Annotated in this window: 17 protein-coding genes; 5 read left to right on the top strand and 12 right to left on the bottom strand. The window is 48.4% G+C overall.

The window, feature by feature from the left end; translation table 11 throughout:
* Positions 1 to 14: 14 nt before the first annotated feature.
* The 12 genes from OKS35_RS13470 to recX form a co-directional block, all read right to left on the bottom strand.
* The gene (locus tag OKS35_RS13470) at positions 15 to 1085 is read right to left on the bottom strand and encodes an ABC transporter substrate-binding protein (protein ID WP_031421121.1); all 1071 of its coding nucleotides are present in this window, start codon (positions 1083 to 1085) and stop codon (positions 15 to 17) included.
* A complete protein-coding gene (locus OKS35_RS13465) occupies positions 1082 to 1876 on the bottom strand; it encodes an ABC transporter permease (protein WP_214784818.1) in 795 nt (264 codons plus the stop codon). The genes OKS35_RS13470 and OKS35_RS13465 overlap by 4 nt, the downstream gene beginning before the upstream one ends.
* Positions 1873 to 2694: an ABC transporter permease gene (locus tag OKS35_RS13460; protein ID WP_015880886.1), complete on the bottom strand. Its 822-nt coding sequence runs from the start codon at positions 2692 to 2694 to the stop codon at positions 1873 to 1875. The genes OKS35_RS13465 and OKS35_RS13460 overlap by 4 nt, the downstream gene beginning before the upstream one ends.
* Positions 2681 to 3787, bottom strand: coding sequence for an ABC transporter ATP-binding protein (locus OKS35_RS13455; RefSeq protein WP_074037705.1), 1107 nt, complete (start codon positions 3785 to 3787; stop codon positions 2681 to 2683). The genes OKS35_RS13460 and OKS35_RS13455 overlap by 14 nt, the downstream gene beginning before the upstream one ends.
* Before the next feature lie 21 nt (positions 3788 to 3808).
* Positions 3809 to 4348 (bottom strand): helix-turn-helix domain-containing protein, encoded by a 540-nt coding sequence (locus OKS35_RS13450; protein ID WP_015880884.1) that lies wholly within the window; start codon positions 4346 to 4348, stop codon positions 3809 to 3811.
* A 150-nt stretch (positions 4349 to 4498) separates the two neighbouring features.
* Positions 4499 to 4768 carry a YfhJ family protein gene (locus OKS35_RS13445; protein ID WP_015880883.1) on the bottom strand — a complete coding sequence of 90 codons (270 nt, stop codon included), beginning with the start codon at positions 4766 to 4768 and terminating at the stop codon, positions 4499 to 4501.
* Positions 4765 to 5079: a YfhH family protein gene (locus OKS35_RS13440; protein WP_015880882.1), complete on the bottom strand. Its 315-nt coding sequence runs from the start codon at positions 5077 to 5079 to the stop codon at positions 4765 to 4767. Before OKS35_RS13440 ends, OKS35_RS13445 begins: the two co-directional genes overlap by 4 nt.
* 68 nt (positions 5080 to 5147) lie before the next feature.
* Positions 5148 to 6326 (bottom strand): RtcB family protein, encoded by a 1179-nt coding sequence (locus OKS35_RS13435; RefSeq protein WP_074037706.1) that lies wholly within the window; start codon positions 6324 to 6326, stop codon positions 5148 to 5150.
* Between the two features lie 9 nt (positions 6327 to 6335).
* Entirely contained in the window at positions 6336 to 8381 is a 2046-nt protein-coding gene (locus OKS35_RS13430; RefSeq protein ID WP_264093234.1) for an ABC transporter ATP-binding protein, read from the bottom strand.
* A gap of 22 nt (positions 8382 to 8403) precedes the next feature.
* On the bottom strand, positions 8404 to 10128 hold the full coding sequence (locus tag OKS35_RS13425; RefSeq protein ID WP_159563581.1) for an ABC transporter ATP-binding protein: 1725 nt from the start codon (positions 10126 to 10128) through the stop codon (positions 8404 to 8406).
* 320 nt (positions 10129 to 10448) lie between these two features.
* Entirely contained in the window at positions 10449 to 12089 is a 1641-nt protein-coding gene (locus OKS35_RS13420; RefSeq protein WP_074037708.1) for an L-lactate permease, read from the bottom strand.
* Positions 12090 to 12137: 48 nt separating this feature from the next.
* The gene (gene recX / locus OKS35_RS13415; protein ID WP_084543113.1) at positions 12138 to 12950 is read right to left on the bottom strand and encodes a recombination regulator RecX; all 813 of its coding nucleotides are present in this window, start codon (positions 12948 to 12950) and stop codon (positions 12138 to 12140) included.
* A 145-nt stretch (positions 12951 to 13095) separates the two neighbouring features.
* On the opposite strand from recX, the gene OKS35_RS13410 reads away from it, so the two are divergent.
* The 5 genes from OKS35_RS13410 to OKS35_RS13390 all read left to right on the top strand — a co-directional run bounded on the left by OKS35_RS13410 (position 13096) and on the right by OKS35_RS13390 (position 18161).
* On the top strand, positions 13096 to 14004 hold the full coding sequence (locus tag OKS35_RS13410) for a TIGR01777 family oxidoreductase (protein ID WP_264093233.1): 909 nt from the start codon (positions 13096 to 13098) through the stop codon (positions 14002 to 14004).
* A gap of 12 nt (positions 14005 to 14016) precedes the next feature.
* Positions 14017 to 15171, top strand: a complete 1155-nt coding sequence (locus tag OKS35_RS13405; protein WP_159563578.1) for an amidohydrolase — start codon at positions 14017 to 14019, stop codon at positions 15169 to 15171.
* Between the two features lie 177 nt (positions 15172 to 15348).
* Positions 15349 to 15915, top strand: coding sequence for a GNAT family N-acetyltransferase (locus OKS35_RS13400; protein ID WP_159563577.1), 567 nt, complete (start codon positions 15349 to 15351; stop codon positions 15913 to 15915).
* 168 nt (positions 15916 to 16083) lie between these two features.
* On the top strand, positions 16084 to 16773 hold the full coding sequence (locus tag OKS35_RS13395; protein WP_074037712.1) for a response regulator transcription factor: 690 nt from the start codon (positions 16084 to 16086) through the stop codon (positions 16771 to 16773).
* Entirely contained in the window at positions 16770 to 18161 is a 1392-nt protein-coding gene (locus OKS35_RS13390) for a sensor histidine kinase (protein ID WP_031421106.1), read from the top strand. Before OKS35_RS13395 ends, OKS35_RS13390 begins: the two co-directional genes overlap by 4 nt.
* Positions 18162 to 18190: the final 29 nt, after the last annotated feature.

Raw genomic sequence — 18190 nt, 5'->3', positions numbered from 1 at the left:
GCGGGGATGTTTCGTCATTTACTCTGCATTTTAAAGCGTAAATACAATTCGTTATAGTAAGCGTTCATGCGCTTCCCTAGGTTTTCATACACTTCAAGGTCCTGCGTCACTTCACGAGACGGGTAGAACCGTTCATCCGATGTGACTTCTTCATCCAAGAATTCGAGAGCCGCTTCGTTCGGTGTCGAGTATCCGACATAATCCGTGTTACGTGCCGCAATCTCAGCATCTAACATAAAGTCGATGAACTGATGTGCCCCGTCCACGTTTTGTGCCGTACTTGGGATGACGAGGTTATCAAACCAGAGATTCGTGCCTTCTTCCGGAATGACATACGTCAGTTCTTCGTTCTCATACATGATTTCCGACGCATCTCCGGACCAGACGACGGCTGCCGCTGCCTCACGGTTCGCCATCAGCATTTTGATTTCGTCTCCGACGATGGCTTTGATGTTCGGCCAAAGCGTTTCCAACTTTTGCTCCGCCTCAATCAACTCATCTTTATTCGTCGTATTGAGGGAGTAACCAAGCGAGTTCAGGCCGAAGCCCATCACTTCACGTGTCCCGTCCGCAAGGAGAATGTCGTTCTCGAGCGGCATTTCCCACAGGTCGTTCCATGAAGTGATCTCACCATCGACTAGTTCAGGATTGTAGACGATCCCGACCGTGCCCCAGAAATAAGGAACCGAGTACTTGTTACCCGGGTCGAATGATTTATCGAGGAAGCGCGGATCGATATTATCAAAGTTTTCGAGTTTATCGTAATCGATTGGGAGAAGAAGATTCTCCTCTCTCATCTTACTGATCGCATAATCGGATGGAACGGCGACATCAAAGGCCGTCCCGCCTTGCTCAATTTTCGTGAGCATCGCTTCGTTCGAGTCGAACGTTTGATAAACGACCTTCAACCCGCTCTGCTCTTCGAACTCACCGATCAAGTCCTCATCGATATAATCTCCCCAGTTGTAGACGACAAGCGTGTTGTCGCCACCGAAACCTTGCGCAGCATTCAGTTGCTGAATCCAAAGAAGGAGACCGAAGCTGACAATCAATGGTACAGCCAACATGATGACTAGTTTTTTCATCGTCTAACCTCCTTTGATCCTCGTTGCGCCAACACATAATATCCGATGACAAGGATGAGCGTGAAGACGAATAGAATCGCAGACAACGCATTGATTTCAAGCGAGATACCTTGACGTGCCCGCGAATAAACTTCTACGGCGAGCGTCGTGAAGCCGTTCCCTGTCACGAAGAATGTAACAGCAAAATCATCTAACGAATAGGTGAGTGCCGTGAAGAAACCGGCAAATACCCCTGGCGTGATATATGGCAGAATGACTTTCGTCAATACATCCCACGTACTGGCACCAAGGTCACGTGACGCATCAATCAACGTCGGACTCATCTCTTGGAGTTTTGGCAACACCAAGATGACGACAATCGGAACCGAGAAAGCGATGTGCGACAAGAGGACCGAATAAAAGCCTAACTGAATCCCAAGCATCGTAAAGAGAATCAAGAAGGACGCCCCGATGATGACGTCCGGGCTCACGATCAAAACGTTGTTCAATGATAAGAGGGATGTCTTCGTATACTTTTGTTTCGCCGTATAGATGGCGAGTGCCCCGATGACACCGAGCACGGTCGAAATCGTCGCCGAGAGCAATGCGATGACAATCGTATTCAAGACGATGACGAGAAGTCTCGTGTCCGTGAAGAGCGACTTGTACCATTCGAGGGTGAACCCTTCGAAGTTACTCATCGTTCCGCCACTGTTGAATGAGTAGAAGACCAAATATAGAATTGGCGCATACAAGATGAAGAACACGGCCGCCAAGTATAGATTTGATAATTTGAATTGTTTACGTTTCATCGACGAACCGCTCCTTTCGCACCCCAGTCACGTGTGACGACCATGACAAGAACCATCGCCAAGATGAGGAAGACGGCAATCGTCGAGCCCATCCCCCAGTTTTGCGTGACAAGGAATTGTTGTTCAATCGCTGTACCGAGTGTGATGACCCGGTTCCCGGCGATGAGTCGGGTGATCATGAAGAGCGATAATGCCGGAATAAAGACGATTTGAATCCCTGACTTGACGCCGTCAAGCGTCAACGGGAAGATGACACGTCGGAATGTCGTCCAGTTCGATGCACCTAAATCACGGGATGCGTAGACGAGTGATGGCGGTAACTTCTCAATGGCGTTGTAAATCGGTAAAATCATGAACGGGATGAAGATATATACCGAAACAAAGACGAAACTGAAATCGGTGAATAGAATCTGTTTCGTCCCAATACCGATGGCTTCTAAAAATTGATTCGTAATCCCGTACGTCCCAAAAATTCCAAGGAACGCATACGCCTTTAACAACAAGTTAATCCATGACGGCAGCAAGATGAGTAAGAGCCAAAGCTGTTTATGCTTCGTCTTCGTCAACAAGTATGCCGTCGGATACCCGACGAGTAACGAGAAGAACGTAATGAGAAACGCATACCAGAACGACGAGAGCGTCATCGACAAATACGTCGACGTGAAGAACGTCTGATAGTTTTCTAAACTCAAATTCCCATCGATATCAAAAAAGGAATAATAGACGACGAGGACGAGTGGTGCGATGACGAACAAGGCGATCCAAATCCAATAGGTCGTCAAATATACCGTCTTTGCGGTCTGATTAGTTTGATTCATGAGGGACCTCCTCGTAGGATTCGAGACGACGGTCAAATTCTTCTTCTGTTTCACCTAGTCGCATGACGTGAATCGCTTCTTCGTCAAACGTCAATCCGATTTTTGATCCGACGATTGATTTCTTCGTCGAGTGGACGAGCCATTCGTTTCCTTCTTGGTCATAACAGCAAATCTCGTAGTGGACACCTCGGAACAATTGAGAATCAACGTCGACAACAAGTTTCGCTGCATCGACCGATGTCATCTCTAAGTCTTCCGGACGAATGATGACCTCAACTTTTTCATTGCGGTCAAATCCTTGGTCGACACAGTCAAACGTTTTACCAGCAAACGTGACGACATTGTCTTCCGGCATGACACCCGGCACGATATTGGATTCACCGATAAAGTCTGCAACGAAACGGTTGATCGGTTCATCATAAATATCAGTCGGTGTCCCACTCTGAACAATTTTCCCGTTGTTCATGACGAAAATCTCATCCGACATGGCGAGCGCCTCTTCTTGGTCGTGTGTGACGAAAATAAAGGTAATGCCAAGACGTTGCTGTAACTCACGAAGTTCATATTGCATCTCCGTACGAAGTTTCAAGTCTAAGGCAGAGAGCGGTTCATCAAGGAGAATGACCTCCGGCTCATTTACGATTGCGCGGGCGATGGCGACACGTTGGCGCTGTCCACCTGACATCTCATCGATTTCGCGCGAGCCGTATCCTTCTAAGTTAACAAACTTGAGAGCCTGCTCCACTTTCGCTTTCACATCTGCTTCTTTCAATTTTTTAATCCGGAGACCGAATGCCACATTCTCAAATACGTTTAAATGAGGAAACAGCGCATAATCTTGGAACACGGTATTCACTTGTCGTTTATTAGCCGGCACATCGTTGATTCGTTTCCCGCTGAAGTGAATACCTCCTTCGGTCGCATCGGTAAATCCGGCGATGAGACGCAAAATCGTCGTCTTCCCACATCCCGATGGACCGAGAAGCGTATAAAACTTCCCACGCTCAATCTCAAAACTAATATCTTCAAGGACGACTGTGTCGTCGTAACGCTTTGACACGTGGTCAAAGCGAATAATTGTCTCTGCATTCATGCTGTTTCCTCCTCTGTTGACTTATAAATATGAATGGGTCGCGACGATGAGACATTCACTCTCTCCATCGTTATCGTTGACGAGTTGATGCGAATCTGAGGCGACATAATAAAGGGTTTCCCCTGTCTTGGCAAAATATGTGTGGTTCCCTAATTTCAAGGCAATTTTGCCGGACAAGACGTATACGAGCGTCTCCGAACGTGAAGGCTCATATTGTTTGAACTCTCCATGTTTGAAAAATGTGACCAGAATCGGCTCCATCTCTTTTTCATTCGATTCCGGGATGAGCCATTCTGTCCGATATTTGCGTTCTTCATCCGTATAGATGGTGCGATCGTCAACGGTGTACACCACTTTTTGATTCAACTCTTCATCGAAAAACTCTTTCGGGGAACTCCCGAGGACATTCAATAAATCGAATAACGTTTCTAGTGAGGGAGAGCTTAAATCCCGCTCAATTTGAGAAATATAGCCTTTACTCAAATCGGTACGTTCCGCCAACTCCTCTTGGGTCAATCCTTTTTTGATCCGGAGCCGCTTAATGTTTTGACCTACTTCCAACGACTGAACGCCTCCTTCTTGTTTAGTGAAACATGAGTTCAACTAAAGAAAGTTTATCTATACTATACTTTAAAACAAACTATTAGCGACCTTCATTATAACGAATTGTTGAGGAATTGCAATAAAAAAATCACGCCCCAAGGACGTGACTCAGTGTAAATTCCGTTTAGACATCAAATGCTTGAACTTTTCGTTTTTCGTTTGGAACAAATGGAGCTGCGCCCCGTATGCATCAATCTGTTGAATGACGTATTGGAACGCCTTTGCCTCTCCCGGATACGGTTCGCCCGCCTTGGCAAGTGAGGTCTCAAAATCTTCCCATAACACTTCGACCCACGTCACCGCTTCTGAATCGTTCAAGACGTCATTCTTCTCTTTTAAAATGACCGCGAGCCGTTCGTATTGTTCGTTCCGGTTCATCGCTTCACCTCCGACAATTCTGAGAGCGGGATGGCCCGTTCTGTCATCTCGCCTTCAAACGTCCCCCAGCCCATGACACCGTTGACGAATTTCAAGCGAAACGGACGGTCATTGTAATTGACGACATATGTTTCACCTGGACGAAACGATGATGGGTCAATCAAATAGCTTTCGGCAATCGCAATCCGTCGAAGGACGACTTCGATTTCGCTGACCATGCCCATCTGTTCAGCTTTTCGTTTCCGTTCATGTAATGCTTGAATCTCTTGCTCTAACTCATATTTCGATAAGTCACTTAACCGCTTTTCCATATCGTTCACCTCGATGTAAGCGTATCAGATTTTACGAAAAAAGAAAAAGACGAGACTGAGTACGTGACTCAGTTCGCCTTGAAGTTGTAAAGTGGCTTGATGATTTGATCGATTTGAACGGCCGGTTCGATATAACGAACAATTTCTTTCATCGACTTATACACAAATGGTGATTCATCGATTGTCGATGGGCGAACTGATGTCGACCAGACACCTTCCATCGAACGTTTGAATTCTTTGAAATCGACGCGTTTCCGCGCGGCCGACCGAGACATGATCCGACCTGCGCCGTGTGGACCCGAGAAGTTCCAGTCTGGATTCCCTTTTCCCGTACAGATGAGCGAACCGTCTCGCATGTTCATCGGAATGATGACTCGCTCTCCTTCTTGAGCGGAGATGGCCCCTTTTCGCAGGATCATCGCATCATGATCGATATAGTTATGGACGGTGTCGAATTGATCGACGATGTTCCAATTCATCGCTTCGACGATCACATCCGTCATCGCACGACGGTTCGCCGCCGCGTATTGTTGAGCGATGCGCACGTCATGCATGTAATCGTCCATATCCGCTCCCTCCACATAAGCCAGGTCTCGAAATGGTTTCCGTGACGCACGCTCTGTTTCCAGATAAGCCGAGATTTCTTGTTGTCGACCTAAGGCTTTCAAACGCTCAATTTCTTCTTTTACATCATGTGTTTCCATCATGTGTTGAATCGCTCGCTCCTGATAGTGATCGGCAATCTGTACCCCAAGATGGCGCGAACCGGAATGAATGACAAGAAACGTACGTCCCGAGTCATCTCGGTTCACTTCAATAAAGTGGTTCCCCGAGCCGAGCGACCCGACCGAGCGCAAGGCTCGGTCGAGTTTATACGGCGCTCGCACCTCTTCTAATGGAAGTTCAGATGCGTATGGATGAACCTTCTCCCGAATGTTCATCCCGCTCGGTACGAGTTCACGAATGAGGTCATCGAGTCGTTGAAAATCGATCCGCTTGGCTTTGATCTCCGTACAAAGCATCCCACACCCTAAATCGACACCGACCAGGTTTGGCACGACTTTATCTTGAATCGTCATCGTCGTTCCAACGACCGATCCTTTCCCCGCATGCATGTCCGGCATGATTCGAATCGATGCCCCTTGTGTGAACGGTTGGTCGAGCAATGTTTCAATTTGATTCCGCGTCATATCATCGATTCGTTCGTTAAACACTTTGGCGCGGTTATATTTCCCCTTGATTTCCATGTGACCTCCTTAACTGATGGCTTGTTGTTTACTCTGTAATTCATGCATTCGGGCGTAGACACCACCATACTCGATGAGTGACTGGTGATTGCCTCGCTCAATGATTCGTCCGTGGTCGAGAACGAGAATCTGGTCCGCTTCTCGAATCGTCGAGAGTCGGTGCGCGATGACAAACGTCGTCCGACCGTACGTGAGCGTCTTGAGCGCATCCTGAATCAATGCCTCCGTCTCCGAGTCGACGCTCGCTGTCGCTTCATCGAGGACGAGGATGGCCGGGTCAAAGACGAGGGCGCGTGCGAAACTGACCAGCTGTCGTTCTCCACTCGAGAGTGAAGCTCCACGCTCGATCACCGGCTCATCGATGCCTTGCGGTAGCTGCTTCACGAAGCGGTCTGCCCCGACGGCTGTGAGTGCTTTCCATACCTGTTCGTCCGTAATCGTCTCATCGCCAAGAGTGACGTTCGTGCGAATCGTGCCCGTGAACAGGAACGGGTCTTGTAAGACGATCCCGAGATGGTCTCGTACCGCCTGCGTCGGTAGTTTAGTCACGTCCATGCCATCGATTCGAAGGACTCCGGCCGAGGGGTCATAGAAACGCATGAGCAAGTTCATGATTGAACTCTTCCCGCTTCCGGTATGCCCAACGAGTGCGACCGTCTCACCAGGAGCGGCGTGTAGTTCAATCTGTTGCAACACCGGTTTCCCTGCTTCATAACTGAAGGTCACGTCATCAAAGACGACATCCCCTTTAAAGCGTGGAAGACGTTCTGATGAGACCGGTTCCCCTTTCTCGTCGAGCAGTTGGAACATCCGGTCGGCCGAGACAAGCGCTTGTTGGAGTGGTGACAATTGATTCATGATCTGTGTCACCGGCTCAAAGATCCGCGAAACATAGTCGATATACGCGTACAGAATCCCGAGTGTTAAGACACTTCCCGTACCAAGCGTTTGTGCCCCGACAAACCAGATGAGCAAGGCGAGCGCCATGTTTCGGAAGAAGTTGACGAGGTTGTGGCTCATCAACGCATCCAATTTCAACAGTTTCCGTCTCGTTTGGAAGTTGTCGCTGTTCTTCTCATTGAACTCGTCATAAACGAGATTTTCGCGGACGTATGATTGAATGATTGGCATCGTTTGAATGCTCTCGTTCAACTGCGCGTTCATATCCGCGACGAGTGCACGGACACGGAAGTTATTTTTTGTCGAGAAACGTTGGAACAACTTGATCCAGACGATGACGACCGGGATGATAATGAGCGAGACGAGCCCTAGACGCACGTCTAGGAAGAACATGGCAATGAGTACCCCAATCATCATGACGACACTTTGGAAGACGCGAGCAAGCACTCCTAAATACAGGTCGCGAATCGTCTCTGTATCATTCGTGACACGACTGACAATCTTCCCGATTGGTGTCTGGTCAAAATAGCGTACCGGAATCGTTTGGAGATGCTTCATCACATCAAGACGCATCGTTTTGACAATTTTATGCGCCGACCGTTGTAGGAGCATCTGTTGTCCCCAGTTCAATCCGGCCGCAAATAGTAACAGGACGACGTACAATCCCGATAAGAGAAGGACAGCTCGTAAATCCGTTTGATAGAACTGGAACACGTCGGTCGACGAGAGCGAGACAATATTGTCATATGTCGCCGTCTCGTCTCCTCTTGAAATCGTCAGCACGTCGCCTTCGACTTCACGGACGCCTCCGCTTATAACCGCATCAGGTACGAGATAGTAACCATCGGTCGTTTGTACGATCGAGACCGGCTGAATCACCTCTTGGCCATCTAGTCTCGTTTCTTTCTCATAAGAATCTCCATTAAAGGAAACACTACCGCCGGATTCGACTTGAACCCAGTCACGTTCGATGGCGACGATATGCTCATCGATAATGATTTTGGCGATATACGGCCCGGCAAGTTCTGCACCGACCGCTAAAAAGAGTAATGTCAGTCCGAGGAAGATGGAGCGCTTCACTTGCTTGGCATAACCAACGAGTGAGCGGATCGTTTTCTTCCGGCGGACCGGATCTAATTCATATTGATCGATCATGAGAGATTCCCCCTTTCCCGGATTACTCCGTCTCTCCTTGTCGAATAAATTGTTCATAGTACCAACCGTGTCGTTCCATCAGTTGGTCGTGGGTGCCGCGCTCGGTGACTCGTCCGTCTTGAAGGACGAGAATTTGGTCGGCATGTGCCACCGCAGAAAGACGGTGCGCCACGATAAAGGTCGTCTTCGCCTCACGGCTCGTGCGGACCGAATCGATTATGCGTGATTCCGTTTTCGCATCGACCGCTGAGAGCGAATCGTCAAGAAGCAGAATCTCAGGATTTTTCAGTAAAGCACGTGCAATTGATAATCGTTGTTTTTGTCCACCTGACAGCATGACCCCTTGCTCCCCAACGACGGTATCGAGACCGTTCTCCAAGTGTTCGATGTCTGTATCGAACGCCGCGAGGTGAATGGCTCTGTCGAGTGCTTCATCCGAGACATCATCGACTCCGAAACGAATGTTATCACGCACCGTTTTCGAGAATAGGAGGTGCTCTTGTGACACATACCCACTCCAGCCACGGACCGTTTCAAGTTTAATGTCCGAAATCGGCACCCCGTTCACGAGAAGGGAATCGTCGATCGGATACTCCCGGAGCAATTGACGTAACAACGTCGTCTTCCCAGCTCCAGTCGGTCCGACAATCCCAATCGTCTCACCACGCGAGACGTGCAGGACGATGTCTTCTAACGACTCCCGATTCGAGTTTGGATAACGGAATGAGAGCGATTTGAAGGTGATTTTCTCTGGTACATCGATGTGAACCGTTCCGGTTGACGAAACGTCCGGTACCTCATTCATCGTTGTCTCAATCCGTTCCAAGCTCGCCGTTCCTCGTTGGACGACGTTGATGAGTTCCCCGAAGGCATACATCGGCCAAATCAACATCCCTAAATAAATGTTGAAGGAAACGAGTTGACCGAGCGTGATGTCGTTCGTAAAGACGAGATACGTCCCGAACGAGAGTCCGATCAAATAGCTGAGTCCAACGAGTAATTTGATAACCGGCTCAAACAAGACGTCGATTTTAGCGACATGCATGTTTTTCGCCATCACGTCATCCGTGATGTCATCAAATTTTTTCGTATCCGCCTCTTCTTGGACGAAGGAGCGGACGACCCGAAGACCAGAGATGGATTCAACGACTTGGTCGTTCATCACGCCGAACGAATCTTGGGCTGCCGTGAAACGTGTATGAATCTGACTCCCAAGTTTATTCATCGACCAGGCGAGAATCGGCATCGGCAAAAGTGCTGCGAGCGTCAACTTCCAATCGATGAACACGCCCATAATCGTCAAGGCGATGAGCGTCATGTTGAACGAGTCGACTAATGTCATGACCCCAAATCCCGCTGTCCGCTCCACCGCTTTTAAGTCATTCGTCGCAAGTGCCATCAAGTCACCTGTGCGATGTTGTTGATAGAAGCGCGGTGTTTGTTTGAGGAGGTGACCAAAGAAGCGACCTCTCAATTTCTTTTCAAGTAAAAAGGCTGTCCCGAAGAGTCGGGCAATCCACAAGTACGACATCACGTACGATAACACCATAATGCCGAGTAGCGACGATACAATCAGAATCAATCGCTCTGTCGTCAAACTTCCTTCACGAATCGCATCGATCGCCTGACCAATAATCCAAGGCGGCAGCATATCTACAACCCCTGTGATGATCAGTAAAATGATCGCAATCACATACGTTCGTTTCTGTCTTTTAATAAACCAATCCAATTGCTTAATCAGTTTCATGACTGATTTCCCCCTTCCGCCTCACCCATCCAAGCACGCAAAAAAGCGCACTCCACCTGATTGTGCAACCAATCAAATGAAGCGCGCTTGAAGTAGTCTTCAGTCTTTTGCATGGTCAGGGAAAGGACACTACCCCTATCCAGCTGCCAATGTCACGCAGTTAAATACGAGTAGCCATATGATGTTTTGAGTGTGTTTGTGAGTGCAATGTTGTTCATCATTCTGGCTCCTCTCGTTTCATAGTTTTAAAATCTACTCAAACCTTAGCAGACTGTTCTGAAAATTGTCAACATTATTCTGTAAAAAAACTGTAACTTGATTTAGTTTAAGAAAAACATGCCTAAAATGAGACCAATGACCCCCGTCGCCGTCACGTAATAAATCATCGGCATGAGCGTGTAACGGATGATGGTCCCTTCCTTGCCGAGTAATCCAGCAACCGATGCGACCGCTACGACGTTCAACACACAGATCATGTTTCCTGCGTTCGCTCCCGCCATCTGCATCGATAAAGCGAGCGTGTTATCAAGTCCAACCGACTCCGCAACGTTTGTCGTCAAACTCGAGAACATCATATTGGAAAACGTCGCCGAACCTGAAACGAAGGCACCAAGGGCCCCAATCCACGGTGCGACAAGTGGCCACACCCCACCGAACGTATCAGCAGCTGCCGTCGCAAGCTCGACCGGCATCGAAGCGAGTCCGGCACCGCCATTTTCAGAGTGGATGAATATACGAACCATTGGAACCGACGCCGCTAACGTGATGGCCGTTCCGACGACTCCAAGTGTCGTCGCCTTAAACACCGATGTCACTTGTGACCAACTCATGTTGTGTAAGAAGAATGTCGCAATAATCGTCAGGATAAACATAAAACCTGGTGAATAGAACGGTTCCCAAGACGTCGAAACTCCTTCTACCCCAAGAATGTCCGGGAGATTGATTCGGACACTGCGAGAGAGTTCGTTTAAAAATGGTACGGTACGGGTGAGCACTAAGAAAATCGTCAAAATAAGATAAGGTGCCCACGCCTTCCACTGAGGCAATTCTCGCGTGGTTGATTTGAGCGTCACTTTTTCAGCAGATGGTTCTAATTCATCCACATATCCATCAAACGTCCAGACGCGTTTCGGCATGAGAATGCCTTTACGAGCCATGGCCACGAGGATGACCAGACCAGTTAAACCACCGAGCATGCCACCGAACTCAAATCCGAGGATGAGTGTCCAAATGTACGCAGGTACGCTGTATAACAACGCCGCCACAATCGCAATCGGAAATACCTCAAGTGCGGGTTTTATCGACTTCTCTTTACTGAAGAACCGCGTCAACATCAAAATCAAAATGAACGGGATGAATAGGCCGACCACCATATCGATCAACACCGTCTGCAAGACGACCTCTGTCAAGAAGGCAATCGATTCAGGTTGGTTCACATCTAAAGATAGACCGTTCCCGATCCCGATGAGTGCAGGTGTCCCGACCGCACCAAATGTCACAGCCGACACGTCTGCAGATAGTGCGATGACAACGGCGGCAATCGGTGGAAACCCGAGTGCGATCAAGAGCGGTGCTGCAACCGTTGCAGGCGTCCCGAATCCAGATGCGCCTTCAATAAATGAAACGAATAACCATCCGACAATCAAAACTTGAATTCGAGGGTCGGGTGTGATGTTGACGAATCCGGAACGAATTGCGTTCATCCCGCCCCCTTCTTTCATCGTATTCATCATTCCGATTGCCCCGTAGACAATCCATACTGTCGTGACGGCGATGACGAGTCCTTGTAATGTCGCCGCCATAATTCGTGTCGCATCCAATTGCCAGACGAAAAACGCTAAAATCGCCGTCGTCACAAGTGACAAGGGCATGGCTACCGATGCAGGTAAACGCATAATGACCAATAAGATGAGCACGGCCACAATCGGTGTCAGTGCTGTAATCCATTCTAAAATCGTCAATGTAGACCCACCTTTTCGTGTTTTCCCCTACCGTAAACAGATGTCCCATCACGATTCTTCTTCAGCGATTCGATCTAACGTACGTTCAATCACATCATACGGAAATCCTTTGCGCCGAAGCTGCATCTTCATGCGCTGTTTGCGTTCGAACGCGTCGTATCCGCTGAACTTCCGACTCAACTTCTCAGCCTGTTTCAGACATGCCGCAACCTCGACATCTTCGTCCTCTTCTTCCCAAAAAGTTTGAATCGCCTCTGAAATAATATCAAAGGTAAACCCCCTTTGCATCAGGGTTTGTTGAATTCTTTGTTGCACTTCTGTGGCAGAACGACGATTTGTTTCCAGTTGTTTCCTTTTCACGAACTTTCCAGCCTTCTCGACGAGATCTTCGTGTGAGATTGATTCTAATTCGGATTCAACAACGTCCGTTGGGATTCGGAGCTGTTCGAGCTCGCGTTTGATTTTGATTGGTCCACTTGGACTTGTGTTGAATTTCGTTTGGACATACGCTTTTGCGAACTCCTCATCATTCAAATAACGCTGCTCGATTAGTCGCGTGATGGCATGTTTGATAGCAGATTCACTTAACTCTTTCTTCACGAGATAGTCCCTTACCTCTGAAATGGCGCGCATTCGATACGATAAATAATTGATGGCCAACTTATAGGCTTTCTGAGCTTCTTCCGCCTCAAGGACGTCTTGCACAAAATCGTCTTCGAGCTCCATCCCTTTTGTGAGCCCGTACTTGATGAATACGTCAACATCGATGGCGAACGCAAACTCCTCTTTCCCCTCCCGTTCGATGAAGACGTTCAGTCGATCTTGGTTCTTCTTTTGGGTCGTGAACTTTGCAATTTTCACAACGACTCCCCTCCATTCCATGTTTCTAACATATCACGTTCAAGAAACGTAGAGGATTTTTGATAAGTTAGAAGAAAGGGTATTCATCTGGATATACTGACTTATACCCATTTTAGAAACAACACATGATATCGGAGGGAATTTCATGAAAATCGCAATCACTGGTGGAACTGGGCTCATCGGTCAACCACTCGTTCGTGCACTCGCCGACGCCGGACATCAAGTCGTCGTGTTGACGCGTCATCCACGTCCCCGCCATCGCGGGGTATCGTTTATCGAATGGTTGACACCGAATAGTAAACCAGAAGAGGAACTCGAAGGAACAGATGCGTTCATTCATTTGGCCGGCGCCTCAATCAACGACGGGCGATGGACACACAAACAGAAACAAGCCATCCTTCAAAGTCGAATCGAAGGTACGAAGGAAGTCGTCCGGATTATTCAACAGTTGAAACAAAAGCCACAGGTCGTCATCAGCGGCTCTGCCATCGGTATATACGGTGAAGATCGTTCCATCACGTATTCCGAAGAAACACCATTGCCGACACGGACTAATTTCCTCGGGAATGTCTGCGTCCTCTGGGAACAAGAAGCAGAACCCATTCGTGATTTAGGTGTTCGCCTTGTGACGATGCGCACCGGAGTCGTCTTATCGAATGATGGCGGTGCTTTCCCATTAATGAAACTCCCCTATCAGTTCGGGGTCGGTGGTAAAATTGGATCAGGAGAGCAATGGGTTCCTTGGATTCATTTAGACGACCTCGTCCGCTTGTTCGTGCACGTCATCGAGACTGATTACATTGAAGGACCCGTCAACGGCACTGCACCTACACCGGTGACGATGAATGAGTTCGGGAAGACGATTGCGAACGTGATGCATCGTCCTCACTGGATTCCGGCACCTGCCCCAATGATGCAACTCGCCCTCGGTGAAAAGAGCGTCATCGTCCTAGAAGGTGCGAAAGTCGTTCCGACGAAGGCACTTCAACATGGTTTCGACTTCCGCTATGAAACATTGGAACCGGCTCTAACACAACTACTACAAGATGTTTAAGGAGAATGAATTGTGAGTCACTTACTAATTCGAAATGCCCATATTTACCCCATCACTGCCCCCCATTTTTACGGAGACCTCCGTGTTCGGGACGGGAAAATCGTCGAAATGTCCGATTTACTTGAACCGACTGACGGGGAGCATGTCATTGAAGCCGAAGGAAACTTTTTATTCCCGGGCTTCATCGATGCTCACACCCACCTCGGATTATATGATGAAGGAACCGGCTCTGTCGGAAACGACGCCAATGAGACGGTCGAAGCGATGACGCCTCATGCACGTGCGATTGACGGGGTATACCCGCTTGACGAAGGATTTCAAGAAGCGCTGATGGCAGGCGTAACCGCCGTTCAGGTCATGCCAGGAAGTATGAACGTCATCGGTGGTGTGACCAGTGTCATCAAAACACACGGTCGCTATATTGACGACATGATCGTCCGTCGTTATGCCGGATTGAAGATGGCACTCGGCGAAAACCCGAAACGGATTCATAGTATGGGGAAAACCGGTGATTTGACGCGGATGGGGATTATGGGGTTGCTTCGTGAAGCGTTCCGTACCGTCGGGTCGACCAAAACGATCGGAACGTTCGGCAGTCAGATGATTCAACTTGCCCTCGACCGAGAGATGCCGATTCGTGTGCATGCCCACCGCGCCGATGACATTTTATCTGTCGTTCGCTTTGCTCAAGAGTTCAATCTCGACTATCGTATCGAACATTGTACAGAAGGTCATCTTGTCGTTGAAAAACTACAAGAACTCGGTGTGAAACATGTCACCGTCGGACCGACGTTTACTCGAAAATCTAAAATCGAGCTCCAGAACAAGACATGGGAGACGTATCGCATTCTCCATGAGCACGGCATGATCGTCTCCATCACGACCGACCATCCGTACACGCCGGTCCAATATTTGAACTTGTGCGCCGGACTTGCGGCACGTGAAGGACTTCCTGTCGATATCGCGTTGCGAGGGATCACCATCAATCCAGCTGAATCACTAGGTGTCGCTGACCGAATCGGCTCTCTTGAAGTAGGAAAAGATGCCGATTTGGTGCTTTGGAGTCACTTCCCGCTCGACTACTTATCGAAGCCGATTATGACGATTGTGAACGGTGAAGTCGTGTACAAAACGGACCGTGCTGAAACCCATCATGAGGTCGAGTAATTTTCATTATTTTTCATAAGGGTTTTTACGCATAATTTACTTGCTTTTTTAAAAATACTATATAAAATTATCTTGTAACTTCATAAAGCAGCCAAGGCGGTTCGAACAGCGAAGCCAGAAGTATGCTTTCGTTACGACTATTCTTCAGCGGTCTGAAATAGGAGGAGGAATGTAAAGGTGCTCAAATTTCGTGAGCTCACCGACTGCGCGGAGTTGTTCGAACTGATGCAACACCCAGATGTCTTTCCGTATGTCCGTCAAAAGACGGTCCATTTTGACGAGTTTTTATTTAGCACGAAGCAAGTCATCGAGCTAGAAGAGCAAGGAAATATCATCTCACGTACCATCACGAACGAGTATGGCACCCCGATTGGGACGATTAGCTTGTTCGATGTCGAATCCGGATATGGATTCCTTGGCACGTGGCTTGGCAAGCCGTATCACGGCAAAGGTTATAATCAAGTGGCGAAAGAGGCGTTCTTCTCAGAACTGTTCTTCGATCTTGATATTGAAAGTGTGTTCTTAAAAATCCGTAAATCGAATGAACGATCGATTGCTGCAGCAGAGAAGCTTCCGTACGCGTTTTGCGCGAACGAGATTCGTTCCGAACTGCTTGCGGAGATCAACCAAGGTGACGTGGAGTATGTTTTATATGAAGTATCCAAGTCGAGCTTCCAACTATACTTGCATGCCCTACACGTCCCGGAATACGAAGTGCCATACGAGGCACAACTCGAAGCATGAGCCAATTCTGTCAAAGAATTGGCTTTTTTGTGGCGTTTTTGTGTGGATTTGATGGAGGGAACTTGTCGGAGCCGAATAAATCTGTTCTAATTCGAAGAGATAGGTATGATAGAAGTATGAGGGATTTATCACAACTCCCGTTAACCGTTTTGCAAAGGAGAATGGCATATGTCAGAATCAATGTTTCGTATCCTCGTGACCGACGACGAAGAACAAATGCGCGATTTACTTGTATCAAATTTAGAAAAAGAAGGGTATGAGACGGTCACCGCCTCAAACGGCCTTGAAGCGATTGAACGCTTGAAAGAAGAGACGTTCCATCTCGTCTTACTTGATGTGATGATGCCGGAACTCGACGGATTGACGGCTTGCATGCGCATCCGTGAGTTCTCAAACGTACCCATCATCCTGTTGACGGCACGCTCAGAAGAGCTCGACCGCATTCACGGCCTCAAAATCGGGGCAGACGATTACATCACGAAACCGTTTAGCCCACGCGAATTACTCGCACGAATCGAAGCGACGCTCCGTCGCACGCACAGCTTCTCAAAAGAACAAGAAGCGACGTTTGATGTCGGGGTCCTCTCAATCGATATCGAAGGACGTACCGTCAGTGTGAAAGGGAAGACCGTCAACTTGACACGAAAAGAGTTTGATTTGCTCTACCTATTCATCACGAACGACGAAAAAGTATTCTCCCGTGAACAATTACTTGATCAGATTTGGGGGACCGAGTATCATGGAAACCTTCGCACGGTGGATACTCACATTAAGACGCTTCGCCTGAAACTCGGCGAGGCGGGCGGTTATATTCAGACAGTCTGGGGAATTGGCTACAAATTCGAGGCAAACGGATGAAACGATACACGATCAGGAAGCGGATTTGGATTACCATCTGGACAGCCAGCCTCTTCTCAGCGTTCGTGTTTCTCATCATGACGTTTTATCTGTACGACAAGTTCTATATTCAAACGCAAGAAGAACTGCTCATCAATCGCGGTGAGAAACTTGTCACCATCTATAAGGCCGACGGTTTCTCGGACGCGTTCGCCGATAGTATGACGTACACGAACGAATTGACCGAAACGAAAGTGTTCCTCTCCTCCGTTCGAGAGGACACACTCGGCTCCGGTAAAACCTTTTTAAGGCAGCAAGACCTCGAACGGTTGCAGGACGGTTATGCCATCTCGGTGACCCGGAAACATCCGACCGAGGACGTCGACATTTTGATGACCGCATTTCCTCTCATCCGCGACGATGAACTCGACAATGCACTCATTTTGTATATGGAGCTCAGTAAAATCAGTGAACCGTTCCAACCGATTCGGCTCATGATCACGTTTTTACTCGTCCTCATGATTGTGAACTTGCTCATTTTTGGTAAACAGATCATCGACACAATCATCCAACCACTCATTCAGATGAAGCGTGCCTCTCAAGTCTATGCGCAAGGTGATTTCTCCCACCGCATTCCGATTGTCTACGATGACGAAATTGGTGAACTAGCAGACACGCTCAACTCGATGGCGGAATCGCTCGGACTTGTTGAAGAACAGCGTAAAGAGTTTCTCGCTAACGTCAGTCACGAACTTCGCACGCCACTCTCTTACATCCGCGGTTATACCGAGATGCTCCAAGATGAGTCATTGGATGAAAAAACGAGGGCACAATATTACGACATCATCGAGAACGAGACGAACCGGCTTCAGCGCCTTGTCACGGACTTACTCGATCTCGCCCAGCTAGAGCGCGATTCGTACCCGATGACGAAAGAACCGGTCGTTTACTCGCAAGTACTTGAAGACGTCCTCTATCGTCTTGAACCGATTGCCCGTGCGAAAGGCGTGACAATCGAATCGGATTTAGACTTCGACTTGATCATCCTCGGTGACCATGACCGACTCGAACAAGTCATCGGCAATCTTCTCGACAACGCGCTCCGATATACGGATGCTGGCAAGACGATTCATGTGAAAACGTTCGCCGAAACCGAATATGCAATTACGGAAATACGTGACGAAGGTCGAGGCATCCCGAAAGAAGATTTAGACAAATTGACGGAACGCTTCTATCGTGTCAATAAATCACGGACACGAAAAGATGGCGGAACCGGCCTCGGTTTGGCCATTGCGAAGCACATTATCGAGCGTCATGAAGGGTCTCTTCATTTCAGCTCTGAAGTCGGACAAGGAACGACTGTCACTGTCGGTCTGCCGCTTCTACCTGACGATGAATTTGATATGTAAATAGGCAGCCGCGATGGCTGCCTTTTCTT

The organism is Exiguobacterium sp. N5 (assembly GCF_025842465.1).
GTDB classification, from domain to species: Bacteria; Bacillota; Bacilli; order Exiguobacteriales; family Exiguobacteriaceae; genus Exiguobacterium; species Exiguobacterium profundum.
Note: the sequence above shows the minus strand (reverse complement) of the source record. Positions and strands in the feature narration are given on the sequence as shown.